This is a genomic window from Micromonospora cathayae (assembly GCF_028993575.1).
Taxonomy (GTDB): Bacteria; Actinomycetota; Actinomycetes; order Mycobacteriales; family Micromonosporaceae; genus Micromonospora; species Micromonospora cathayae.
The window spans coordinates 3,750,569-3,775,855 of record NZ_CP118615.1; the positions used below are offsets into that span (position 1 = coordinate 3,750,569).

General features: G+C 71.0%; 15 protein-coding genes. 13 read left to right on the forward strand and 2 right to left on the reverse strand.

Annotated features, from left to right (window positions below):
• Positions 1-55 precede the first annotated feature (55 nt).
• Positions 56-2,065: a threonine--tRNA ligase gene (thrS, locus tag PVK37_RS17245; RefSeq protein ID WP_275028456.1), complete on the forward strand. Its 2,010-nt coding sequence runs from the start codon at positions 56-58 to the stop codon at positions 2,063-2,065.
• Between the two features lie 54 nt (positions 2,066-2,119).
• On the opposite strand, the gene PVK37_RS17250 is transcribed toward thrS, so the two are convergent.
• Positions 2,120-2,815: a D-Ala-D-Ala carboxypeptidase family metallohydrolase gene (locus tag PVK37_RS17250; RefSeq protein WP_423791085.1), complete on the reverse strand. Its 696-nt coding sequence runs from the start codon at positions 2,813-2,815 to the stop codon at positions 2,120-2,122.
• A gap of 303 nt (positions 2,816-3,118) precedes the next feature.
• Between PVK37_RS17250 and PVK37_RS17255 the strand changes: the two genes are divergently transcribed.
• The gene (locus PVK37_RS17255; RefSeq protein WP_275035146.1) at positions 3,119-3,637 is read left to right on the forward strand and encodes an HIT family protein; all 519 of its coding nucleotides are present in this window, start codon (positions 3,119-3,121) and stop codon (positions 3,635-3,637) included.
• Positions 3,638-3,795: 158 nt separating this feature from the next.
• Positions 3,796-4,797 (forward strand): aldo/keto reductase, encoded by a 1,002-nt coding sequence (locus PVK37_RS17260; RefSeq protein WP_275035147.1) that lies wholly within the window; start codon positions 3,796-3,798, stop codon positions 4,795-4,797.
• Between the two features lie 125 nt (positions 4,798-4,922).
• Here PVK37_RS17260 and PVK37_RS17265 read toward each other — a convergent pair whose 3' ends face one another.
• A complete protein-coding gene (locus PVK37_RS17265; protein WP_275028458.1) occupies positions 4,923-7,061 on the reverse strand; it encodes an elongation factor G-like protein EF-G2 in 2,139 nt (712 codons plus the stop codon).
• A gap of 249 nt (positions 7,062-7,310) precedes the next feature.
• On the opposite strand from PVK37_RS17265, the gene pgsA reads away from it, so the two are divergent.
• From pgsA to PVK37_RS17315, 10 genes are all read left to right on the forward strand, one after another.
• On the forward strand, positions 7,311-7,943 hold the full coding sequence (pgsA, locus tag PVK37_RS17270) for a phosphatidylinositol phosphate synthase (protein WP_275028460.1): 633 nt from the start codon (positions 7,311-7,313) through the stop codon (positions 7,941-7,943).
• Positions 7,944-7,950: 7 nt separating this feature from the next.
• Positions 7,951-8,904 (forward strand): phosphatidylinositol mannoside acyltransferase, encoded by a 954-nt coding sequence (locus tag PVK37_RS17275; protein ID WP_275028461.1) that lies wholly within the window; start codon positions 7,951-7,953, stop codon positions 8,902-8,904.
• A 106-nt stretch (positions 8,905-9,010) separates the two neighbouring features.
• On the forward strand, positions 9,011-10,171 hold the full coding sequence (locus PVK37_RS17280; RefSeq protein ID WP_275028462.1) for a glycosyltransferase family 4 protein: 1,161 nt from the start codon (positions 9,011-9,013) through the stop codon (positions 10,169-10,171).
• A 70-nt stretch (positions 10,172-10,241) separates the two neighbouring features.
• A complete protein-coding gene (locus PVK37_RS17285) occupies positions 10,242-10,745 on the forward strand; it encodes a hypothetical protein (RefSeq protein WP_275028463.1) in 504 nt (167 codons plus the stop codon).
• 214 nt (positions 10,746-10,959) lie between these two features.
• On the forward strand, positions 10,960-11,877 hold the full coding sequence (pdxS, locus tag PVK37_RS17290) for a pyridoxal 5'-phosphate synthase lyase subunit PdxS (RefSeq protein WP_275028464.1): 918 nt from the start codon (positions 10,960-10,962) through the stop codon (positions 11,875-11,877).
• A gap of 2 nt (positions 11,878-11,879) precedes the next feature.
• Positions 11,880-12,488, forward strand: a complete 609-nt coding sequence (gene pdxT / locus PVK37_RS17295; RefSeq protein ID WP_275035148.1) for a pyridoxal 5'-phosphate synthase glutaminase subunit PdxT — start codon at positions 11,880-11,882, stop codon at positions 12,486-12,488.
• Positions 12,489-12,777: 289 nt separating this feature from the next.
• The gene (locus PVK37_RS17300; RefSeq protein ID WP_275028465.1) at positions 12,778-13,527 is read left to right on the forward strand and encodes a YebC/PmpR family DNA-binding transcriptional regulator; all 750 of its coding nucleotides are present in this window, start codon (positions 12,778-12,780) and stop codon (positions 13,525-13,527) included.
• A 792-nt stretch (positions 13,528-14,319) separates the two neighbouring features.
• Positions 14,320-17,661: a LamG domain-containing protein gene (locus tag PVK37_RS17305; RefSeq protein WP_275028466.1), complete on the forward strand. Its 3,342-nt coding sequence runs from the start codon at positions 14,320-14,322 to the stop codon at positions 17,659-17,661.
• Between the two features lie 118 nt (positions 17,662-17,779).
• On the forward strand, positions 17,780-24,697 hold the full coding sequence (locus PVK37_RS17310) for a polymorphic toxin-type HINT domain-containing protein (RefSeq protein WP_275028467.1): 6,918 nt from the start codon (positions 17,780-17,782) through the stop codon (positions 24,695-24,697).
• A complete protein-coding gene (locus PVK37_RS17315; protein ID WP_275028468.1) occupies positions 24,633-25,196 on the forward strand; it encodes an SUKH-3 domain-containing protein in 564 nt (187 codons plus the stop codon). The genes PVK37_RS17310 and PVK37_RS17315 overlap by 65 nt, the downstream gene beginning before the upstream one ends.
• Positions 25,197-25,287 lie beyond the last annotated feature (91 nt).

Below are 25,287 nucleotides of genomic sequence, written 5' to 3' on the forward strand. Positions count from 1 at the left end.
AGCATCGGCGAGGGCCGTACCTCGGCCGTTACCGTGAGCTTCTGGAGGATTCATCGTGTCCGCACCCCGTACCCCCGCAGTGGCCGACCCCGTCGTCGTCGCCGCCGGGACGACGGCGGCCGACGCGGTGGCCGCAGCCGGCTTGCCCGCGTCCGGGCCGAAGGCGATCGTGGTGGTCCGCGACCCGCAGGGGAACCTGCGTGACCTGGACTGGTCCCCGGCCGAGGAGACCGTGGTCGAGCCGGTCAGCCTGGACTCGCCGGACGGGCTGAACGTGCTGCGGCACTCGACCGCGCACGTGCTCGCCCAGGCGGTGCAGGACGTCTTCCCGGACGCGAAGCTCGGCATCGGCCCGCCCATCGAGAACGGGTTCTACTACGACTTCGACGTCGACAAGCCGTTCCAGCCCGACGACCTGGCGAAGCTCGAGAAGCGGATGCAGGAGATCGTCAAGTCGGGGCAGCGGTTCCGGCGGCGGCGCTTCGGCAGCCTGGACGAGGCCAAGGCCGAGCTGACCGACGAGCCGTACAAGCTGGAGTTGATCGACGTCAAGGGTGAGGGGCTGGACTCCTCCGAGGTGATGGAGGTCGGCGGCGGAGAGCTGACCATCTACGACAACCTCGCCGCGAACGAGGACAAGGTCTGCTGGTCGGACCTGTGCCGGGGCCCGCACCTGCCGAACACCCGGCTGATCGGCGCGTTCAAGCTGATGCGCTCGGCCGCCGCGTACTGGCGGGGCAGCGAGAAGAACCCGCAGCTCCAGCGGGTCTACGGCACCGCCTGGCCGACCCGCGACGAGCTGAAGGCGTACCTGAAGCTGTTGGAGGAGGCGGCCCGCCGCGACCACCGCAAGCTCGGCGCGGACCTCGACCTGTTCAGCTTCCCCGACGAGATCGGCTCCGGCCTGCCCGTCTTCCACCCCAAGGGCGGTGTGATCAAGCGGGAGATGGAGGACTACGTCCGGGCCCGCCACATCGAGGAGGGCTTCCAGTACGTCGGGACCCCGCACATCTCGAAGGAGGGTCTGTTCCACACCTCCGGTCACCTGCCGTACTACGCCGACGGGATGTTCCCGCCCATCGAGTTCGAGGGCGCGGACTACTACCTCAAGGCGATGAACTGCCCGATGCACAACCTGATCTACCGTTCGCGCGGGCGGTCCTACCGTGAGCTGCCGATGCGGCTGTTCGAGTTCGGCTCGGTGTACCGGTACGAGAAGTCCGGTGTGATCCACGGGCTGACCCGGGTACGCGGCTTCACCCAGGACGACTCGCACTCGTACTGCACGAAGGAGCAGGCGCCGGCCGAGGTCAAGCACCTGCTGGGCTTCGTGCTCGGCCTGCTGAAGGACTTCGGCATCGACGACTTCTACCTGGAGCTGTCGACCCGTGACGAGTCCAAGCCGGAGAAGTTCGTCGGCACCGAGGAGGACTGGGCCACGGCGACCGCGGTGTTGGAGCAGTGTGCCCGGGAGACCGGGCTGGACCTGGTGCCCGACCCGGGTGGCGCGGCCTTCTACGGCCCGAAGATCTCCGTGCAGGCCAAGGACGCGATCGGTCGTACCTGGCAGATGTCGACCATCCAGTACGACTTCAACCAGCCCAAGGGCTTCGGGCTGGAGTACCAGGCGGCCGACGGCACCCGGCAGCAGCCGGTCATGATCCACTGCGCCAAGTTCGGGTCGATCGAGCGCTTCGTCGGTGTGCTCACCGAGCACTACGCGGGCGCGTTCCCGGCCTGGCTGTCGCCGGTGCAGGTGGTCGGCATCCCGATCCGCGAGGACCACACCGACTACCTGCGCTCCTTCGTCGACACGCTGCGCGCCGAGGGGATCCGGGCCCAGGTGGACGCGGGTGACGACCGGATGCAGAAGAAGATCCGTACCGCCCAGCAGCAGAAGATCCCGTTCATGGTGATCGCCGGGGACGACGACGTGGCCGCCGGCACGGTCTCGTTCCGGTACCGGGACGGCTCGCAGCGCAACGGGGTGCCGCTGGCCGAGGCGGTCGCCCACGTCACCGGGGTGGTGCGGTCCCGGACCAACGCCGGCCCGTCGGCCGCCTGACCGTACGCCGGAACGGGCCCCCGCCACCGGCGGGGGCCCGGTTCACGGTACGGCTCAGATCCCGCAGCTCGGGGCGGACCAGGAGCGGCTGGGCGAGTTGCCCAGGTGGGTGTGGTCGTTGTGGCCCGGGTAGCCGGGGCCGAGGATGTTGGTGAACCCGTGGTTGCGGGCGGTCTGGGCCATCGCGCAGAGCGAGTGCGACCCGACCAGGTCGACGCCGTCGCCGTAGAGGTGCCGGCTGTTGGACGCCCCGCCGACCGCGCTGTTGCAGGAGTAGCTGCGGAAGCCGCTGCTGATGCTGATCGGCGCGCTGCCCATCGCGCGGCGCAGGGCCTGGAGCTTCCACATCGAGACCAGCGCGTTGAACCGCGCGCTGCTGGCCGAGACCGCACCGCCGGACCAGTCGCTGTTGCACCGGTTCCACTCGGCGTAGCTGAAGTTGACCGGGGTGCAGTCGTCGTCCTGGAGGGCGTACAGCTGGTTGAAGGTCTGCGGGCCGGCGACGCCGTCGGCGGAGAGCCCGTACGCCTGCTGGAAGCGGATCAGCGCGGACCGGGTGGCCGGCCCGAACGCCCCGTCGATGGCGATGGTCGCGCCGTAGCCGGGGTAGCCGGAGATCCGGATCTGGAGCTGGCGGACGTCCTCGCCGGTCATTCCGGAGGAGAGGTTGCGACCCCAGTTGTAGCAGCCGTCGGCCTGGGCGGCGGTGCTGGTGGCGGTCACCCCGACCAGGCTGGCGACGGCGGCCATCGCCAGGGCGGTGGCGGCCCGACCGAGGCGTCGGAGGACGGAGGTACGTCGGTTCACAGTCAGCTCCCATCGACGATCATCACCATGCTCGATGGGTGGAAGTTTCATTCATAACTGTAGATGCGTCAATATCCTTCACGCTTTCTTGACCTTTCGTCCGGTGTTCCCGTCGTCACCCCTGGTGATCCGGGGTCCTGGAGCGCTGGTCGCGGGTCCGCCCGGCCGTCACGTGCTGGGTCGAGAACCGCTCGAGACCGTAGGATCGGTGGCGTGGCAGGGGCGGAGCGGCACACCGACAGCGGCATGACCGACGGCCTGGAGCGGCTCTGGACACCGCACCGGATGACCTACATCTCCGGTGGGGACCGCCCCGAGGGCGGGTACGAGAAACCCGCCGGCTGCCCGTTCTGCCGGGCCCCCGGGCTCACCCCGCAGGAGAGCCTGGTGGTGGCCCGGGGCGCGCACGTCTTCGCGGTGCTCAACCTGTACCCCTACAACCCCGGACACCTGCTGGTCTGCCCGTACCGGCACGTCGCCGACTACACCGACCTGGACCTGGCCGAGACCACCGAACTGGCCGCCTTCACCCAGACCGCGATGCGGGTGGTCCGCGAGGTCAGCAACGCCCACGGCTTCAACCTCGGCATGAACCAGGGCGGGGTGGCCGGCGCGGGCATCGCCGCCCACCTGCACCAGCACGTGGTGCCCCGGTGGGGCGGGGACGCCAACTTCATGCCGGTGATCGGGCGGACGAAGGTGCTGCCGCAACTGCTCACCGACACCCGCGACCTGCTCGCCAAGGCCTGGCCGTCCCCAACCTGACCGTCCCCCGGTACGGCGTGGGGGCCGGTGTCGCATGTGTCCCGTCTGCGGAGCCGGCCGAACACCTGCCGTCCGGACCGTGCGAATGGCAGGATCGACCGGTGACAGTGTTGACGCGGCGACTCGGCCGCAGCGGCATCGAGGTCAGCGCCCTCGGCATGGGGTGCTGGGCGATCGGCGGCCCGTGGGCGGAAGGGAACCAGCCGCTGGGCTGGGGCCCGGTCGACGACGAGGAATCCGTCCGGGCGATCCGCCACGCGCTCGACCTCGGGGTCACCCTCTTCGACACCGCCGACACGTACGGTGCCGGGCACGGCGAGCGGATCCTCGGTCGGGCCCTGGCCGGGCGACGGGACGAAGCGGTGATCGCCACCAAGTGGGGCTACACCTTCGACGAGACCACCCGCCAGGCCACCGGGCAGGACACCTCCCCCGGATACCTGCGCCGGGCGCTGGTGGACTCGCTGCGCCGGCTGCGTACCGACCGGATCGACCTCTACCAACTGCACCTCGCCGACCTGCCGGTGCCCCGGGCGGAGGCCCTGCTGGGCACCCTGGAGGACCTCGTCGCCGAAGGGCTCGTCCGGGCGTACGGCTGGAGCACCGACCGTCCCGACCGGGCCGCCGCCTACGCCCAGGCCGGCCCGGGACACACCGCCGTCCAGCACACCCTGTCCGTGCTGCGGGACGCCCCGGCCATGCTGACCGTCTGCGACAAGTACGACCTGGCCAGCGTGAACCGGGGGCCGCTCGGGATGGGGCTGCTGACCGGCAAGTACACCGCCGGCTCCACCCTGCCCCGCGACGACGTCCGGGGCGTCACCTCCGGCTGGTTGGACTGGTTCCGGGGCGGCCGTCCGGCCCCCGAGTGGCTGCGGCGGGTGGGCGCGGTCCGGACCGCCCTCACCGCCGACGGACGCACCCTCGCCCAGGGCGCGCTGGGCTGGATCTGGGCCCGCAGCGGCCGGACCGTACCCATTCCCGGCTGCCGGACGGTGGCCCAGGTGGAGGAGAACGCCGCCGCGCTGCACCGGGGACCACTGGCACCGGACCAGTTCGCCGAGGTGGAACGGGCCCTCGCCGCGCTGCGTACCGCCGCCCTCCGGGACGCCGACCGCCCGCACTGGCCGGCACCCACCCTCCCCGCCGCCCGCCCCTGACCCGGCCGCCCCGCTGCCGCCGGCCGTTGACCGGTCCCGTTGCCGCCCGGCCCGGTCGGTGCCGGGCCGTCCCGCCCCGGCCGCCCCGGACCGGTGTCCGGGGTCGGGCGGTGGGGGTGGTCCGGTCAGGGCTGGGGGGCGAGGTGCGCGGGCAGGGCGTCGTAACGGACGAAGGACCGCCGGAACGTACCGGTACCGGAGGTCAGCGAGCGCAGCTCGACCGCGTACCGAAGCAGCTCGGTGGCCGGCACCTCGGCGCGGACCAGGGTGCGCTCCAGGCCGTCCCCGTCCGGCTCGGTGCCGAGCACCCGCCCCCGCCGGCCGGACAGGTCACCGAGCACCGCGCCGACGTACTGGTCGGGAATCCGGACCACCACCTCGTCCACCGGTTCCAGCAGCGCCACCTGCCCCTTCTCGGCCGCGTCACGCAGGGCCAGCGCCCCGGCGGTGGAGAACGCGGCGTCGGAGGAGTCCACGCTGTGCGCCTTGCCGTCCACCAGCGTCACCCGCAGGTCCACCACCGGATGCCCGGCGACCAGGCCCTTCTCCAGCTGCGCCCGGACGCCCTTCTCCACCGACGGGACGTAGGTGTGCGGCACCGCGCCACCGACCACCCGGTCGACGAACTCGAAACCCGCGCCCCGGGGCAGCGGCTCCACCTCGAGGTCGCAGACCGCGTACTGGCCGTGGCCGCCGGACTGCTTGACGTGCCGTCCGTGTCCCCGGGCGGGGCCGGCGAACGTCTCCCGCAGCGGCACCCGGACCGGCTCGGTGGTCAGCTCCACCCCGCCGCCGCGTAGCCGCTCCAGCACCACGTCGGCGTGTGCCTCGCCCATGCACCAGAGCACGAGCTGGTGGGTCTCCGGGTTGCGCTCCAGCCGCAGCGTCGGGTCACCGGCGACCAGCCGGGCCAGGTTGCGGGCCAGCGCGTCCTCGTCGGAGCGGCTGGCCGCCACCACCGCCACCGGCAGCAGCGGCTCGGGCATCTCCCACGGGGCCACCAGCAACGGGTCGTCCTTGGCGGAGATGGTGTCGCCGGTCTCCGCGCTGCCCGACTTGGTGATCGCGCACAGGTCGCCGGCCACACAGAACGGCACCTCGCGCAGGGCCGCGCCGAGCGGGGAGTAGACGTGCCCGACCCGCTCGTCGGCGTCGTGGTCCGGGTGTCCCCGCTCGGCCAGGCCGTGCCCGGAGACGTGGATGGTCTGCTCCGGGCGCAGCGTGCCGGAGAAGACCCGGACCAGGGACACCCGACCGACGTGCCGGTCGACGGTGGTCTTGACCACCTCGGCGACCAGCGGACCGTCCGGATCGCAGGTCAGCGGCGGACGGGGCGAGCCGTCCACCCCGGTCACCGCCGGCAGGGCGTGCTCCGGCGGCGAGGGGAACGCCGCGGTCAGCACCTCCAGCAGCACGTCCAGCCCGACGCCGGTGGTCGCGCAGACCGGTACCACCGGATGGAAATGGCCCCGGGCGACCGCCTTCTCCAGGTCCTCGACCAGCGTGGCGGTGTCGATCTCCTCGCCGCCGAGGTAGCGGTCCATCAGGGTCTCGTCCTCGCTCTCGGCGATGACCCCCTCGATCAGCTCGTCGCGGGCCTCGCCGATGGCCGGCAGGTGCTGCGGGTCGGGCTGCCGGATGGTCGCCGGCAGCCCGGCCGAGTAGTCGAAGACCCGCCGGGTGATCAGGCCCATCAGCCCGGCCACCGAGACCCCGTCGTCGCCGAGCATCGGCAGGTAGAGCGGGACCACGTTGTCGCCGAAGACCCGCTGGCAGAGCGCCACCGCCTCGTCGAAGTCGGCGCGCGGGTGGTCCAGCCGGGAGACCGCGACCGCCCGGGGCATGTCGACCGCCGCACACTCCTCCCACAGCGCGGCGGTGGCCGCGTCCATCCCGTCGACCGCGGAGACCACGAACAGGGCCGCGTCGGCGGCGCGCAGACCGGCCCGCAGCTCACCGACGAAGTCCGCGTAACCGGGGGTGTCCAGGAGGTTGACCTTGATCCCGTTGTGGGTCAGCGGCGCGCAGGCCAGGCTCACCGAGCGCTGCTGGCGTACCGCGGCCGGGTCGTGGTCGCCGACCGTGGTGCCGTCGGCGACGGTGCCGGCCCGGCCGATCGTGCCGCTGGCCGCCAGCAGCCCCTCGACCAGGGTGGTCTTGCCGGCCCCCGAGTGGCCGACCAGCACCACGTTGCGTACCCCGCCGGGTTCGGTGGCCAGCGGCACTCCGCCGCCGGCTCCCTTCTCGTGACTCCTCTGCGCCATCGGGCGCACCTCCCTCAGCCGGTGGTGTGGTGGTGACCGCCGCGTGCGACGGGAGAGCGGCCCGGGCGTGTCCGCGGCGATATCCTCCGGTGGACTGCTGCGTACCGGGAACGTGGCGGGCGGACGGGTGAGCTGGCTCACGTCCCTGCCCCGATCAGACACCCGTTACCGATCCGACACAAGCCCACTGGCGGGTCGGGACCACCGGCGGTACCACCCGTACCGGCGGACCGTTATCGTGGGACCGCCATGGCGAAGATCTTCCAAGTGACGGCCCGAGCGGGGATGACCCGCGTCGTGGAGCCGATCGCACGCACCCTGCTCCGCGCGGGCGTCACCCCCAACGCGGTCACCGTCGCGGGCACCGTCGGGGTGCTGGTCGGCGCGCTCGGCTTCGGCGCCCGGGGCCACCTGGTGGCCGGCGCCCTCATCGTGACCGTCTTCGCGCTGACCGACCTGCTGGACGGCACCATGGCCCGGATGGGCGGCGGGTCGACCCGGTTCGGCGCGTTCCTCGACTCCAGCATGGACCGGGTCGCCGACAGCGCGGTCTTCGGCGCGGTCGCCTACTACCTCGCCAACCAGGGGGACCGGAGCGGGGTGGCCGCCGCGCTGATCTGCCTGGCCGCCGGTGGTCTCGTCTCCTACGTCAAGGCCCGCGCCGAGGGGCTGGGCATGACCTGCAACGTGGGCATCGCCGAGCGGACCGAGCGGCTGCTGATCGTCGGGGTGGGCGGGCTGCTCACCGGGACCGGGCTCGTCGGCCCGGCGTTGGTGGTGGCGCTCTGGCTGCTCGCCGCCGTCTCGATCTTCACCGTCGGGCAGCGGATGACCCACGTGTACCGGCAGGCGCAGCAGGCCCGGGCGGGCGTGTCGGGGTGACCGGCGGGTGAATCTCACCGAACTCGGCTACGTCGCCGGCTGGCGGCTGGTCCGCGCGTTGCCCGGTCCGGTCGCCGCCGCGGCCTTCCGGGCCGGCGCGGACCGGGCCCACCGCCGCCGGGGCGCCGGGACCCGCCGACTCGCCGACAACCTGCGCCGGGTGGTCGGCCCCGACCTGCCCCAACCCGAGCTGGACGACCTGGTCCGCCAGGGGCTGCGCTCCTACGCCCGGTACTGGCTGGAGGCGTTCCGGCTGCCGTCGCGCAGCCGCGAGCAGATCCTGGCCGGCTTCCGGCTGGTGCACGGCCACGACCTGCTCGCCGCCGACGTCGCCGCCGGCCGGGGCGCGGTGGTGGCGCTGCCGCACGCCGGCAACTGGGACGCCGCCGGGGCCTGGGTCGCCGCGCAGGGCTGGCCGATGACCACGGTCGCCGAACGCCTCAAACCCGAGGCGGTCTACGAGCGTTTCCTCGCCTTCCGTGAGGGGCTCGGCATGGAGATCCTGCCCACCCACGGTGGTGCGCGGCCCCCGTTCGAGATCCTGGTCGACCGGCTGCGCGCCGGCCACGTCGTTCCGCTGCTGGCCGACCGGGACCTCTCCGCCCGGGGCGTCGAGGTCACCTTCTTCGGCGGGCGGACCCGGATGCCGGCCGGCCCGGCGCTGCTCGCCCTGCGCACCGGCGCACCCCTCTACGTCGCCACGATGTGGTACGAACCGGACGCGGCGTGCGCGTCCATCGAGGGGCCACTGGAGCTGCCCGACTCCTCCAGCGGCCCGCTCGACCAGCGGGCCCGGCTGCTGACCCAGCGGATTGCCGACGGTCTGGCGGCGGGCATCGCCCGTCATCCGGAAGACTGGCACATGTTGCAGCGGATGTGGCTGGACCAGGACGGCCCGGGGAAGCCGCCGGCACGGTCGCGACGGACCATCCGGCCCCCGGCCGCCTCCGGGCCGGTCTGACGGTCCGGGAAACGGTGAGCGTGCGGAACGAGTCGGCTGGTGACCGAGCCGGAATGCGAGGAGCAGCGGAGCGGAGCCCCGCAGCCGCGAACGAAAGGCCCCAGCTGTGCGTATCGGCATCGTGTGCCCGTACTCCTTCGACGTGCCGGGGGGCGTGCAGAACCACGTCATGGACCTCGCCGAGGCGCTGATCGGCCTCGGCCACCAGGTGAGCGTCCTCGCCCCCGCCGACGAGGACGCGCCGCTGCCGGCGTACGTGGTGCCGGCCGGACGGGCGGTGCCGCTGCCGTACAACGGGTCGGTGGCCCGGATCGCGTTCGGGCCGGTCTCCACCGCCCGGGTCCGCCGGTGGATCACCCGGGGTGACTTCGACGTCCTGCACGTGCACGAGCCGCTGACCCTGAGCCTGTCGCTGCTGGCCGTGCTCTCCGCCCGGGGCCCGGTGGTGGCGACCTTCCACACCGCGATGACCCGCTCCCGGGCGCTCGCCGCCGCGCAGGGCGTGCTCCAGATCGTGCTGGAACGGATCACCGCCCGGATCGCGGTCAGCGCCCTGGCCCGCAAGGTGCAGGTCGAGCACATGGACGGCGGCGCGGTGGAGATCCCCAACGGGGTGACCGTCGCCAAGTTCGCCGGGGTCGAGCCGCTGCCCGGCTGGCCGGGGGAGTGCGGGCCGGGCAGCGGCGGCAGCATCGGTTTCCTCGGCCGGTTCACCGAACCCCGCAAGGGCTTCCCGGTGCTCCGGGACGCCTTCGTCGAGCTGGCCCGCCAGCGTCCCGGCCTGCGGCTGCTGGTCGCCGGCCCCGGTGAGCGCGACGACCTGTACGACAAGTTCCCGCGCGACCTGCGCGACCGGGTCACCTTCCTCGGCCTGGTCTCCGAGGAGGACAAGGCGCGCATGCTGCGCAGCGTGCACCTGTACGTGGCCCCGAACACCGGCGGCGAGTCGTTCGGGATGATCCTCACCGAGGCGCTGGCCGCCGGGACCACCGTCGTCGCCAGCGACCTGGACGCGTTCCGGCGGGTCCTCGACGGCGGGCGCGCCGGGCTGCTCTTCCCGACCGGGGACGCGACCGCGCTGCGGGCCGCCCTCACCGGGCTGCTCGACGACCCGGCCCGGCGGGCGGAACTGACCGCCTGCGGCGACCAGGTGGTGGCCGGTTTCGACTGGCCGGTAGTCGCCCGCCGGGTCCTGGAGGTGTACGCGGCGGCGATCGAGGCCACCGACGGGCGGGTCATCGACCAGGAGTGGGTGGGCCTGGGCTGACCGGCGACGCCGGTGTGACCCGGGTGACGACCTCGCATCCGGGCGGGACGGGAACGGGGGCAGCACTACGATGCCGGGCATGTGGTGGGTGGTGGCGGCGGCCGCGGCGGTCGTCCTGGTGTCGGCGTACCTGGTCTGGACGGCCGCCCGGGTCGAACGGCTGCACCTGCGCGCGGAGTCGGCCGCCCGGGCGCTCGACGCCCACCTGCTGCGGCGGGCGGCGGCCGCGGCGGTGCTGGCCGAGCAGCGGTACGGCGTGGAGCTCTACGCCGCCGCCCGGATCGCCCTGGACGCCGGCCCGGAGGAGCGGGAGGCCGCCGAGAACGACCTGACCCGGCAGTTGCGGGCGGTACGGCTGGACCCGACCGACCCGGCGTGCGAGGCGGTGATCGCCGCGAGCCGGCGGCTGGCGCTGGCCCGGCAGGTGCACACCGACCTGGTCCGGGACGCGCTGACCGTCCGCCGCCGGCTGCTGGTACGCCTGTTCCGGCTGGGCCGTGGGCACGACCGTCCCCGCTACTTCGACGTGGACGACCCCACCCTGGCCCTCCCGGCGGACGTCCCCGCCGGCTGACGCCGGTCCTCACGACCGCCGGTCGGGCGGTGGGTGACGACCGCCGGGTGACGGCCGCAGGGCCGGTGACGACCGCCGGGTGACGGTCGCGGTGCCGGTGACGACCGCCACAGAGCAGGCCACCCGGGGCTCGATTGGCTGTCGGACGGGCGTCCGGCCGGTCGTAACATCGGCGTGACCAGCACCCCCACCACGTGTCGAGGAGCGATCACCCGTGTCCGAATCCAGCACCCCGCCCGCCACCGCCACGTCCGTCGTCGGCACCGCCCGCGTCAAGCGCGGCATGGCCGAGATGCTCAAGGGCGGCGTGATCATGGACGTGGTCACCGCCGAGCAGGCCAAGATCGCCGAGGACGCCGGGGCGGTCGCGGTGATGGCCCTGGAACGGGTCCCGGCGGACATCCGGGCCCAGGGCGGCGTCTCCCGGATGAGCGACCCGGACATGATCGACGGAATCATCAACGCGGTCTCCATCCCGGTCATGGCCAAGGCCCGGATCGGCCACTTCGTCGAGGCGCAGATCCTCCAGTCCCTCGGCGTCGACTACGTCGACGAGTCCGAGGTGCTCACCCCGGCCGACTACGCCAACCACATCGACAAGTGGGCGTTCACCGTCCCGTTCGTCTGCGGCGCGACCAACCTCGGTGAGGCGCTGCGCCGGATCACCGAGGGCGCTGCCATGATCCGCTCCAAGGGCGAGGCCGGCACCGGTGACGTCTCCAACGCCACCACCCACATGCGGAAGATCCGGCAGGAGATCCGCCGGCTCCAGTCGCTGCCCACCGACGAGCTGTTCGTCGCGGCGAAGGAGCTTCAGGCCCCGTACGAGCTGGTCAAGGAGATCGCCGAGACCGGCAAGCTGCCCGTGGTGCTGTTCACCGCCGGCGGCATCGCCACCCCCGCCGACGCCGCGATGATGATGCAGCTCGGCGCGGAGGGCGTCTTCGTCGGCTCGGGCATCTTCAAGTCCGGCAACCCGGCCCAGCGGGCCGCCGCGATCGTCAAGGCCACCACCTTCCACGACGACCCGGACGTGCTGGCCAAGGTGTCCCGGGGTCTGGGCGAGGCGATGGTCGGCATCAACGTCGACGAGATCCCGCAGCCGCACCGGCTGGCCGAGCGGGGCTGGTGACCGTGCCGGGCGGGCCCACGATCGGGGTGCTCGCGCTCCAGGGGGACGTCCGCGAGCACGTGCACGCTCTGGCCGGCTGCGGCGCGGACGCCCGCCCGGTCCGCCGCGCCGAGGAGCTGGACGCGGTGGACGGGCTGGTCGTCCCGGGCGGCGAGTCCACCACCATCAGCAAGCTCGCCGACATCTTCGAGCTGCGCGAGCCGATCGACAAGCGGATCGCCGCCGGCATGCCGGTCTACGGCTCCTGCGCCGGCATGATCATGCTGGCCCGTGAGGTGCTCGACGGCCGTCCCGACCAGCGCGGGTTCGACGGGATCGACATGACGGTGCGGCGCAACGCGTTCGGTCGGCAGGTCGACTCGTTCGAGGCACCGGTGACCGTGACCGGCATCGAGGGGGAGCCGTTCCACGCGGTCTTCATCCGTGCCCCCTGGGTCGAGCGGGTCGGCGACGGCGTCGAGGTGCTCGGCAGGGTCACCGACGGGCCGGCCGCCGGACGGATCGTCGCCGTCCGGCAGGGCAACCTGCTGGCCACCTCGTTCCACCCGGAGCTGACCGGCGACCTGCGACTGCACGCGTACTTCGTCGACCTGGTCCGGTCCGCCGCCTGACCGGCCGTCCGGGTCCCGGGTCGGCCTCCCGCCGGCCCCGGGACCCGGCCTACCCGGGGCCCGGCCGTGGTGGTCGCGACAGCACCGATCCCGGGGCGTCGGTCCGCCCCGTGGTGGCGGTGTGACACCGAACTGGGGAACCTCGGTAGGATTGCCGGCGGTTCGGCAGGGCCATCGCCCGCCGGGGCCCTTCCCGCAGAGCCGACCGGCCGCTCACGTCGCCGGCGTCCGGGTGTGGAGGTGGTGCGGGCAGTCGACGCAGGCGTGGGTCAACAGACGGAGGTACGAGATGTCCGGCCACTCAAAGTGGGCGACCACCAAGCACAAGAAGGCCGTGATCGACGCCAAGCGCGGCAAGATGTTCGCCAAGCTGATCAAAAACGTCGAGGTGGCGGCCCGGACCGGCGGCGGCGACCCGGCCGGCAACCCGACCCTCTACGACGCCATCCAGAAGGCGAAGAAGAACTCCGTACCCAACGACAACATCGACCGGGCGGTCAAGCGCGGCTCCGGCCTGGAGGCCGGCGGCGCCGACTACCAGACGATCATGTACGAGGGGTACGGCCCGAACGGCGTCGCGCTGCTCATCGAGTGCCTGACCGACAACCGTAACCGGGCCGCGACCGAGGTCCGTACCGCGCTGACCCGTAACGGCGGCTCGTTCGCCGACGCCGGCTCGGTGTCGTACATGTTCTCCCGCAAGGGCGTGGTGATCGTGCCCAAGGCCGGCACCAACGAGGACGACGTGATGATGGCGGTCCTCGACGCCGGGGCCGAGGAGGTCAACGACCTCGGTGAGGCGTTCGAGGTGGTCTCCGAGCCGGGTGACCTGATCGCCGTCCGCACCGCCCTCCAGGACGCCGGCATCGAGTACGAGTCGGCCGAGTCCTCCCTGATCCCCAGCGTGAACGTGCCGCTGGACGAGGAGGGCGCGCGGAAGATCTTCAAGCTGATCGACGTCCTGGAGGACTGCGACGACGTGCAGAACGTCTTCGCCAATTTCGACGTCTCCGACGAGGTCATGGCGGCCGTCGGCTGACGTTCGTCCATCGTCGGCGACTCGCTTTCTCCTGCTCGACGGCGGCGGCACCAACAACGGTGCTGCCGCCGTCTTTCGCTTTCCGGCTGCTGTCGTGGGTGGAACCCACCACGACCAGCCGTCGTCATTCTGACTCTCCGCGCTCCGGCCGGCGACCGTACCGTCTCCCTGGTTGCGGCCCGCCCGCCCTGTCCGCGCCGGTAAGCCGGGGATGACCCGGTGTGACGACTCCTCGGATCTCCCCTGGTGGATCAACCTTAGCTCGCTGACTCTCCGTCGCCGATCTTGAACCCATTGACACATGCGCAGGTATTCCCTACGTTCAACCCGCTCGTGGACGGGGGAGGACGCGTGGGGCATCGCGTGGGACAGGCTGTGCCAGTTGGGCACGGGAGACGAAGTGGGCTGTCGGCGGTCGGCCGCCCGTCAGGGGACTCCGGTCGGGGCAGACCGGACGGTCCCTTTCCACACCTGGTGGCTGAGATGGGATTCGCTCTCCTCGGCACCGCTGGCGGATCCGGGATGCGTGCCGATTCCGCCACGCACGTTCGTCGCTGATTCGGCGGGATTCCCACGGGCGTAGCAGCGTCACGTTCGTTTCCGTTTCCGATCAGCGAATTGGTGTGAACTCACGAGGAGATTGTTGTGCGAAATTCCGATGGGACGCGGCGCGCCCGATGGCGGGCGTCGACCCCTGTCCCTCTGCTCGCGGCGCTGCTCGCGACGAATCTGGTGGTGCCTGTCCCGGCGACGGCTGCCTGGGCGGCAGGGGTGCCGGAAGGGGGAACCGGCGTGTCGGCCGAGGAGACGGCGCTGACCGCTGCGAAACGGTCCGGCCGGGTGGTGGAGGTCGCGGGCTCGACCTCGGAGGCGGCTCGCGTCGTCGCCACCCCGGAAGGCTCCCTCGTCCTGGAGACCTACGCCGCGCCGAGATGGGCCTCCCGACGTGACGGCACGGGCTGGCAGCAGATCGACACCGCGCTGCGTCTCGACGTCGACGGCGTCGTGCCGAACGCGACGCTGGCCGACGTCAGGTTCTCCGGCGGGGGCACTGCGCCGATGGTGTCGGTCGGGGTGGGCGGTGGCCAGGTGGCCCTGTCCTGGCCGGAGGCGTTGCCAGATCCCCGGCTGGAAGGGGACACCGCGATCTACGAGTCGGTGCGTCCGCAGGTGGACCTCCGTGTGCGGGCACTCTCCGACGGCTTCACCTGGTCGCTGGTGGTGCACTCGGCGCAGGCCGCGATGGACCCGACGCTGGAGACGTTGCGGTTCCGGCTCGACACGGTCGGCCTGACCAAGCGGGAACGGTCCGACGGCGGATTCGAGATTCTGAACGCAGCTGGTGAGCAGGTTCTGGGCGCGGGAAACGCCCTGATGTGGGATGCCTCCGGGGTAACCGCAAGACCGGGCGCGCGTGCCGCCGCACCCGAGCTACGGGAGGCGCTGGAGACCGCGCCTGAGCAGTCCCAACAGGCGGAACTGCCGGTGAACCTGGACGGTGACGACCTCGTCATCCAACCTGACCTCGACCTACTGCGCGGGGCCGGGACGGCCTACCCCGTGGTGATCGACCCTTGGACGACCATCGGCAAGACCTACTGGGGGTACGCCGGGTCGACCGGCGCCACCCGGGACGACGGGGTGGCCAGGGTGGGCCTGGACCCGGCCGGCTCCGGCACCTACCGGTCGTTCTTCCGGTTCAACCTCTCCGCCCTGTCCGGCAAGTCGATCCGCTCGGTGAAGTTCCTGACCGAGCTCACCCACTCCTTCTCCTGCAGCGCGACGCCGGTCAACCTCTGGCGCAGTGGCGACCTGCCCGGTGCCGGCAAGCGGGCCTGGCCCGGTCCCGGCCTTGCGCTCTGGCTCGAGCAACGCTCGGGCAACGCGCACAAGCCGTCCGGCAGCCTGGAGTGTGCCAACGACCCCCAGCCGGACCTGCCGATGGAGTTCTCCAGCGCGAACCTGAAGAACGACGTGACCGACCACCGGGGGGACGGCAACTACACCCTCGCCCTGTCGACCCGGCAGTCCGACGGCTCGTCGGAGACGACGAGCACCTGGTGGAAGAAGTTCGACCCGGCCCAGACCAAGCTCTCGGTCGAGTACAACACCAACCCGAACACCCCCACCGCCGCGCAGTTGGCAACCCACGCCGACTACGCGACGGCGGCCCTCGCCTGCGTCACGGGCACCGCGCGGCCGGCGGTCCGGTCCCGGTTCCCGTGGTTGAAGGCCACGGTCACCGACCCGGACGGCGGAAACGGCGGCACCCTCTCCGGGGTGTTCAGCCTGCAGAAGTGGAACGGCAGTGCCTGGGCGGCGGTGTCGGGGTGGCCGCGGACGGACGCGGGCGTGGCCCCGGGAGCGCGGGCCGAGGTGCAGTTCACCACTGAGACCGTGAACGGCGAGCAGTACCGGTGGCAGGCGCAGACCAAGGACACCCTTGGCGGTTCGTCGGGGTTGTCGCCCTGGTGTGAATTCACCGTGGACTACGCCCCGCCGTCGAACGGACCGTCGGTCACGCCCGCCGACGGCCTCTACCTGGAGTCGCCGCCGTACGGCACCAACCAGGACAAGCGTGGTGCCAAGGGCTTCTCGGGCCGCTTCACGTTCTCGGCCAACGGGGTTGCCGACGTGTACGACTACGTCTACCAGGTGTCGGGTGGTCCGCAACAGACCGTGTTGGCAGCCAGCCCTGGCGGGGCGGCGACCGTGTGGGTGACGCCCTACCGGGAGGGCGAGAACATCCTGACCGTCTGGAGTCGGGACCAGGTCGGCAACACGTCCGACCCGTACAGCTACGTCTTTCTCGTCGACGGCCCGACCGCCGAGAAGGCTGCCTGGGCGATGAACGAGGGCACCGGGACCAGCCTGGGTAATCGTATCGACGGCGCCCCTGCCGCGACGCTGCAGAACGGCCCCGCCTGGACGGACACCCGGCTGATCGGCACGCACGAGACCCGGGGCCGGGACCGGGCCGTCGACTTTGACGGCGTCGATGACCTCGCCACGACGACCGGCGCGGTGATCGACACCACACGCAGCTTCTCCGTCGCCGCCTGGGTACGCCCCGACGCGATCGTCGGATCCCACGTCGTGCTGTCCCAACCGGCCACCAACCGGAGCCCCTTCGAGCTGCAGTACTACCCGACGACCCAGAAGTGGTGTTTCGTCACGTACTCGGCCGACGCGGTGAACAGCACATCCAACACCACTCCGGCCTGTGCCAGTGCTGCGGTCCGGGTGGGCGTCTGGACCCACCTGACCGCCGTCTACGACGTGGCTGCTCCCCAGCAGTTGGCGCTCTACGTCAACGGCGTGCGGGACGGCACCGGCTCGACGGCACCGATGTGGGCCTCGACCGGCACGTTCACGATCGGCGCAGCCCGCAACGGGTCGACGACCGCCCGGTTCAACGGAGCGATCGACGACGTCCGGGTCTGGGACCGAGTCCTCGACCCGACGGTCGACATCGAACCGATCACCAGTCCGGTCCTGACCGGGCAGTGGGAGATGGAGGACTACGACGAGGAGGACCCCCGTCAGGAGGGTGATGGCTCCGGCTACCAGCGACCGGTGACCCTGACCTCCGCGCCGTCAGCTCAGTGGTCGAGCAACGGATACCAGTTCTCGTACGGTCTTGCTCTCGATGGCGTGGGCGGATCGGCGGACAGCCCGGTGCCGGTGGTCCGCAGTGACCAGTCGTTCACCGTCGCCGCGTGGGTCAAGCCGAACAGCAACGGCCATCAGGCGATCCTGGTGCAGGACGGAAGCATCCGGTCCGCCTTCTTCCTCATGCTCGACGGTCCGACCGGCAAGTGGGTGGTCACCATGCCGACTGCCGACGCGAACACGGTGACCTGGCAGGCGGCCCACTCGACGTCGCTGGCGTCGTTGCACGTGTGGACCCACCTGGCTGCCGTCTACGACGCCCAGACCCGGGAGCTGAAGCTCTACGTCAACGGGGTGCTGCACGCCACCCGTACCAACGTGACCGCCTGGCACGGCGGCTCAGCCTTCCATATCGGACGTAGCAGCGGCAGCTACTTCCTCGGTGCCACCGTCGACCGGGTCCGTACCTGGGCCGGAACGATGTCGGACAACGACATCGCCGGCCTCCACGGGGAGGTCTGACCGGCATCGTCCTCGCTGTCCGCTCCGGGTGCGGGCCCGACCGGCCGCACCCGGGGTGGATTCCGCCCACCGCCGCGCCACTCCGGCCCGGCGGCCATCCACCCCTGGGAAGGTAGTCATGAGGATCCACAGATCCGGAAGACGGCTCCGGCGCCCCGGGCCGATGCGCGGCGGCCCTCGAGGGCTCGTCGCCGCCGGCCTGGTGGCGGTGCTCGCCGGCACCCTCGCCGGCCAGGTGCCGGTAGACGCGCAGGCGGCCCCCTCTGCGGAGCGGCTGACCGCACAGCGGCACGACTCCGTGGACGGTCGTGAGGTGCAGGCCACCCGGCCCGGACCGAGCCGTACCGAGGCCGCCGCGAAGATCCGGAAACCCTCGCCCGCCTGGCCCGCGGCACACCTCACGAAGGTGACCCTGCCGGCGCAGACCCGGGCAGACGAGGGCAGCCGCGCGGCGGAACCGTTCCTCACCCGGGCGACCGGAACGCCCGTCTCGGTAGGACCGGCCCCGACCACCGGCCGGCGTGGCGGCGCGGCTACCACCGCCGCCACCGTCGCCGTCGAGGTGCTGCCCCGCTCCACCGCCGAGGCCGCCGGAGTGTCCGGACTGCTGCTGCGGCTCGCACGGGCGGACCGGGCTGCGACCGCCGCCGGCTTCCGGGTCCGCGTCGACTACGCCGCCTTCCGCACCGCGTACGGCGCGGACTGGTCCTCGCGGCTCCGGCTGGTCGCCCTGACCGACTGTGCCGTGGTCACGCCGGCCCCGCGCCGCTGCACGGTGACCGAGCTGCCGACCGACAACGACGTCCGCAGGTCGACGGTGACCGCGAACGCCCGCATCGGGACGGTCGGCACGTATGTCGCCGTGCTAGCCGGCACCTCTGGTGGGTCCGGGACGTTCGCCGAGAGCGGGCTGGCCTCCTCCTCCACCTGGAGCCACGGGGGTGCCACCGGCGGCTTCAACTGGTCGTACCCGATGCGTACGCCACCTGCGGTCGGCGGTCCGGCCCCGTCAGTCTCCCTCGGCTACTCCTCGCAGTCGGTGGACGGGCGCAACGCGGCCAGCAACAACCAGCCGTCCTGGATCGGTGAGGGATTCGACTTCTCGCCTGGCTTCGTCGAGCGCCGCTACACCCCGTGCGCCGACGACATGACCGGTGGCAGCAACAGCACCGAGACCGGTGACCTGTGCTGGGACGGCTACAACGCGGTGCTCTCGCTCGGCGGCACCTCCGTCGAGCTACTCCGGGACGCCAACGGTAAATGGCATCCGCGCCGGGAGGACGCCTCCCGGATCGAACTGCTGACCGACAGTTCCTTTGCCAACGGGGACGACAACAACGAGTACTGGAAGGTCACCACCGCCGACGGGACCCAGTACTTCTTCGGGCGGAACCGGCTGCCCGGCTGGGCCACCGGTCGCCCGACCACCAACTCGGTGCTCACCGTGCCAGTCGCCGGAAACCATGCGGACGAACCGTGTGAGAACGGCAGTTTCGCCAACTCGTTCTGCGCCCAGGCGTGGCGGTGGAACCTGGACTACGTCGTGGACGTCCACGGCAACACCATGTCGCTGTGGTGGGCCAAGGAGACCAACCGCTACGCCCGCAACCGGGCCCTGACCAGCCCGGTGCAGTACGACCGGGGCGGTCACCTGCTGCGGATCGACTACGGAAGCGACAACCGTGGCGGCTCCGAGTACGCCGCGACCGCCCCGTACGTGAAGAACACCCCCGGCCGGGTGGAGTTCGGCGTCTCCGACCGGTGCCTGAGCAACTGCGCCACGAAGAACGAGACGACCTGGCCGGACACCCCGTGGGAGCAGGAGTGCACCGCCAGCACCGCCCAGTGCTTCACCGGGTCACCGACCTTCTGGACGTCCAAGCGCCTCACCACCGTCACCACGAAGGTGTTCAAGGCGGCCACCTCCTCGTACCAGAACGTCGACTCGTGGACCCTGCGGCACACGTTCCCCGACCCCGGCGACGGCACCCGGGCGGGACTCTGGCTCGCCGGCATTACCCAGCGTGGTCTGAACGGCAGCACGATCACGCTGCCCGAGGTCACCCTCGACGGCATCCAGATGAACAACCGGGTGGACGCCACCGGCTCGGACCACTCGAAGGCGATGAACTGGTGGCGGCTCAACAAGATCGTCAACGAGACCGGTGGCGAGACGTTCGTGACCTACTCCCCCCGGGAGTGCGTCCGTGACCAGACGATGCCGGCGGACGTCGATCACAACCGGATGCGCTGCTTCCCGGTGTACTGGACACCGCAGGGCATGGAGGACCCGGTCCAGGACTGGTTCCACAAGTACGTCGTGAACGAGGTCAAGCAGTACGACCACCAGGGCGGCGGCGAACCGGTGGTCACCACGTACGAGTACCGGAACCCGTCGAACCTGGCGCTCTGGCGCTACGACGACGACGCGATCGTGCCGGCGAAGCGCAAGAGCTGGTCCCAGTGGCGCGGCTATCCCACCGTGGTCACCCGGGTCGGCGAAGGCGCCGCGCAGACCAAGACCGAGACGCTCTACTTCCGGGGCATGCACGGCGACCGGCTCAGCGGCGGGGGCACCCGTACCGTCACGGTCACCGGCCTGGAGGGTGGCGCGGTCACCGACCACGACCACTACGCGGGCATGCCGCGCGAGCAGATCACCTGGCTCGGCAGCACCGTCCTCGCAGCCACCGTCACCGACCCCTGGCGGTCGTCGGCGACCGCCAGCCGCAGTGGCGTCCCGGTGGTCGAGTCCCGGTACGTCCGACCGGCCACCGTCCGGACCCGGGTCGCCCTCGACGGTGGCGGGTGGCGGCGAACGACCTCGACGACCACCTTCGACAGCTACGGCATGCCGACGACGGTGGACGACCGCGGTGACGACGACCCGGCCGTCGCCGACGATCTCTGTACCGTTACCGAGTACGCGCGGAACACCAGCGAAGAGAACTGGCTGCTGACGCCGGTGCGGCGGACCCACGGCTGGACCGGCCAGTGTGCGACCGCCCCCACCTCCGCCGCGCAGGTCACCGCCGACACCCGGTTCCGCTTCGACAACGCCGCCTACGGCGCCGCCCCGACGAAGGGGCAGGTGACCGCCGTCGAGGAGATCAGCGACTACAACGGCGGCAGCCGGCTCTACCAGACCATGAGCACCGCCACCTACGACGTCTACGGCCGGACCCACGAGGTCACCGACGTGGCGGGGAAGAAGACCACCACCACGTACGCCCCGGCCACCGGAGGGGCGATCACCCAGGTCACCACCACCAACCCGCTCGGCTGGACCGAGGTGGTCGACATCGACCCGGCCTGGGGTGAACCGGTCAAGCGGACCGACACCAACCTCCGGGTCACCGAGACCGGGTACGACGCGCTGGGCCGGACCATCGGCGTGTGGCAGCCGAACCGCCCCCGGACCAGCTACCCCAACGATCCCTCGACCGGTGTCACCTACACCGTGTCGAAGACCGGGCCGTCGTCGATCACCACGCGGAGCCTCAACCCCCGGGCGACGTACGACACGTCGTACCAGATCGTCGACTCGCTGGGGCGGGCCCGGCAGACGCAGACCCCCGCCTACGGCGGCGGGAGGGTGCTCACCGAGACGCACTACGACTCGGCGGGCCGGGTCTGGAAGACCAACGGGCCCTACTTCCACAACGGCACGGCCGGCACCACGCCGTACTTCGGCCTGGACCTGGACGTACCCCGGCAGGTCCGGACCGTCTTCGACGCCGCCGGACGACCGACGAACGAGATCCTGCTCGGCAAGGCCGTGGAGAAGTGGCGCAGTGTCACCTCCTACCACGGCGACCACAACAAGCTGACCCCGCCAGACGGCGCGGCGGCCAGCACAGTCTGGACCGACGCGCGGGGCAACACCAGCAAGCTGTGGCAGCACCACGGCAACACGCCGACCGGCGGGTACGACGAGACGAAGTACACCTACCACCCGACCGGGCGACTGGCCGGCGTGTCCGATGCCAGCGGGAACACCTGGAGCTACGAGTACGACATCCGGGGCCGACAGATCCGGGTCGACGACCCGGACAAGGGCGAGACCGTCTTCACCTACAACACCCTCGGTGACCTGGAGACGGCCACCGACTCGCGCGGCATCACCCGGGCGTTCACCTACGACGACCTCGGCCGCCCGACCAGCGTGCGCGACGGCAGCGTCACCGGGAACCTCCGTACCTCCTGGACGTACGACTCCCCGGTGAAGGGGATCACCACGTCGGCCTCCCGCTGGGTGGGGACCAACGAGTACCGCACGGAGACCGTGACGGTCGACGCGTTGTACCAACCCACACAGAGCCGGGTCGTCATCCCGTCGGCGGAGGGTGCCCTCGCCGGCACCTACACCTTCCGAGCCGCCTACAACGTCGACGGTTCGGTGCGGACCCAGACCCTGCCGGCGGCCGGCGGCCTGGCGACCGAGACCCTGACCACCACGTACGACGCGACGTACGCGTTGCCGCAACTGCTGAGCACCAACGCGGGCGACGTCACCCACTACGTCGTGGACGCCGGCTACAGCCAGCTCTACGAGCCGAACGTCGTCACCCGGGCCACCGCCCTGACCGGGGCCAAGTCGCTGCAGACCGCGCAGTACCACGACGAGACGACCGGCCGGGTGGCCCGACGTGCCGTGATCCGCTCGGTGGCTCCGTCGTACCTCGCCAACACGGAGTTCTTCTACGACAAGGCCGGCAACGTCACGGAGATCGACGACAACCCGTTGGTCGACGGGTCGAAGCGGGACACCCAGTGTTTCACCTACGACCACCAGCGCCGGCTGACCGAGGCGTGGACCCCGGCCTCCGCCGACTGCGCCCAGGCTCCCACCGCCGCCGGGCTCGGCGGGCAGGCACCGTACTGGCAGAGCTGGGACTTCGGCACCGCGACCGACCCGAAGGGACGGGTCGGCAACCGGCTGGGCCAGACCGACCACGCCACCCCGACCGGGGACGTCACCACCACCTACACCTACCCGGCGGCCGGCGCGGACCAGCCGCACAGCCTGCTCGGGTACAGCCGGACCAGCAGCACCGGCACCACGACCGGCAGCTACGCGTACGACAGCGCGGGTAACACCACCAGCCGCCCCGGACCCCAGGGGCAGCAGACGCTCACCTGGGACCCCGAGGGGCACCTGGCCACGCTGACGGACACGGCCGGTACGAACTCGTACGTCTACGACGCGGGCGGCAACCGGCTGATCTCCCGTGACCCCACCGGCGCCACCCTGTACCTGGGGGACATGGAACTCCGGTTGCCGAACGGGAGCACCCAGGCCAACGGAACCCGCTACTACCGGTTCAACGGGGAGGTCGTCGCCCAGCGCACCATCACGGGACTGACCTGGCTGGCTGGTGACCACCACGGCACCGGCGAGATCACGGTCAGTGCGGACGCCAACCAGACGGTCACCCAGCGGCGGCACACGCCGTACGGCAGTCCCCGTGGCAGCCAGCCCACCTGGCCCAACCAGCGTGGGTTCGTCGGCGGCTACCAGGATCCGACCGGGCTGACCCACCTCGGAGCCCGCGAGTACGACCCGACGACCGGTCGGTTCGTCTCGGTGGACCCGCTGATCGACGTCGGCGACCCTCAGCAGATCCACGGGTACAGCTACGCCGGGAACAACCCGGTGACCTACAGCGACCCGGACGGGCTGATCTACACCGACTTCCTCAACCAGCCCGACCCGCACTTCGGCGGCAACGACGCGGGCAACTGCCGGGGCGGGTACCACTGCCAGGCGGTGCACGACAGCGGCGGCTACCGGGCTCCGAGGTGGAAGCCGGGTCAAGGAGCCAGCCCGGTCGAGCAGATCGTCCACGAGTCGCTCTGCACCCTGATGATCGTCTGCCGGCCGGCCCTGTTCATCTCCGACACGGCCGACCTGTACCGCGCCGCCGAGAGCGGTGACCCGGCGGCGATCGCCGGGGCACTCGCCGCCTACATACCGGTCTGTGTCGGTCCGGTGTGCAAGAAGGCCGCCGACTACATCGCTGAGCGGGTCCAGTCGATGCTGGGCAGGAGCGCCAAGGGGGCTGCCGACTCCGCGCTGAACTCGGCGTCGAGGCGGGCCGCGGACGATTCTGCCGAGCGGGCGGCGCAGCGGGCCGGTGGCCAGTACGTCGCGCCGACCAGTCCGAAGCCGCCCGCGCCGCCGCGCAAACCGGCGGGTGGGTCCGGGCCGACCACCACGAAGGCCAAGTCGAGTGGTCCGTCGTGCCGGCACAGCTTCTCACCCGACACGCGGGTGCTGCTGGCCGACGGGGGCACCAGACGGATCGACGAGGTGGACGAGGGCGACCGGGTCCTGGCGCACGATCCGGAGACCGGCCGGACCAGCGCCGAGGTCGTCACCGAGCTGCACATCAACCAGGACCGGGAACTGACCGACCTGGTGGTGCGGAACGGCGACGGCGAGTTCGTCACGTTGGAGACGACGCAGCACCACCCCTTCTGGAGCGAGAGCCGCGAGAAGTGGGTCGACGCTGGTGAGCTACGTGCGTCGGAGTGGCTGAAGACCACGACGGGAGAGCTGGTCACGGTCGCCAAGGTGCGCAACTTCCCCGGCGCCGAGACCATGCGCGACCTCACCGTCGCCAACATCCACACGTACTATGTGGTAGGCGGCAACACCCCGCTGCTCGTCCATAACTGTAACCTTGCAAACTACGCCGACAGCGTGCGCAATAAACCCGGAGTTAAATTCGCCTCGGAGTACACGTCACCTTCAGGTGCTAAGTATTACGGCCATAATAGGCATGGGCAGCAGGCGGGCGGGCCGCTAGCGGACGCGCTTGAGCGGGCGGGTCACCATGGTGGGTGCGCAGAGGTGCATTGTCTGATCCAAGCTCAGGCGGCGGAAGGCCCCGAGGCTATCAGGGGTGGAACCATGCGTACGTTGCAGACAAGGAACAATTCTATGCCGACGTCAAATACGACTGGTCATGGCGAACCAGGTCGCGCTTGCGGTCGTTGTAGTCGACTACTTGAAGATCTCGGAATCGGGTGACTTGATGATCCGCTTTGACTCACTTAGTCAGGACACGCTTAGGGCCCTTGACGCTGCTGGGTGGGGAGTGAACCGCGCCGTTGACCCAAAACAATGGGTAGAGCCTCTGGAGAGCGAAGGCTACCGGGTCCATCCATTGGCTACAGCTGTCCTGTCGGCGCTGGGGGGGCTTTCGGTTGAGCCGATCAACAGGGTGGGACCGAATTTTGCTAATGATGAGCCTTACAATTTCGATCCGCTCGCGGGCGGGTCGGGGCAGCGCGCCTTAGCTTTGGAGGTGGAGACAGTTCTCGGCGGGCAGTATTTCCCTATCGGTGAATGGCTCAGCTACTCAAGCGTATTTCTGGAAGCTAGAGGGAGAGTGGTTGCTGCTGGCATGGGATGGTTCTGGGAGGTGGGGCCAAGCTTTGAAGAGTCTTTAGAGCTAGCAGTTTGCGCGAACCGCCCGCTGCTCTGTCTATACTCTGATCCGGGCGTGGCCCCTTGGCCGCCCGCGTGATCTCTGCCCTCACCTCTGTGTCGGGCATGCGGTCTGGTGGGTGGATGGCTGAAGTTTAGGATCTGACGCCTCAGGCCGGGGAGGGGAAGTT

Excerpts from the sequence above, each read along its gene's own strand:
- PVK37_RS17300 (WP_275028465.1), top strand. The coding sequence starts at position 12,778 with ATGTCCGGCCACTCAAAGTGGGCGACCACCAAGCACAAGAAGGCCGTG.
- PVK37_RS17315 (WP_275028468.1), top strand. The coding sequence starts at position 24,633 with ATGGCGAACCAGGTCGCGCTTGCGGTCGTTGTAGTCGACTACTTGAAG.
- PVK37_RS17285 (WP_275028463.1), top strand. The coding sequence starts at position 10,242 with ATGCCGGGCATGTGGTGGGTGGTGGCGGCGGCCGCGGCGGTCGTCCTG.
- pgsA (WP_275028460.1), top strand. The coding sequence starts at position 7,311 with ATGGCGAAGATCTTCCAAGTGACGGCCCGAGCGGGGATGACCCGCGTC.
- PVK37_RS17255 (WP_275035146.1), top strand. The coding sequence starts at position 3,119 with ATGACCGACGGCCTGGAGCGGCTCTGGACACCGCACCGGATGACCTAC.
- PVK37_RS17260 (WP_275035147.1), top strand. The coding sequence starts at position 3,796 with ATGGGGTGCTGGGCGATCGGCGGCCCGTGGGCGGAAGGGAACCAGCCG.
- PVK37_RS17265 (WP_275028458.1), bottom strand. The coding sequence starts at position 7,061 with ATGGCGCAGAGGAGTCACGAGAAGGGAGCCGGCGGCGGAGTGCCGCTG.
- PVK37_RS17310 (WP_275028467.1), top strand. The coding sequence starts at position 17,780 with ATGAGGATCCACAGATCCGGAAGACGGCTCCGGCGCCCCGGGCCGATG.
- PVK37_RS17250 (WP_423791085.1), bottom strand. The coding sequence starts at position 2,815 with ATGGCCGCCGTCGCCAGCCTGGTCGGGGTGACCGCCACCAGCACCGCC.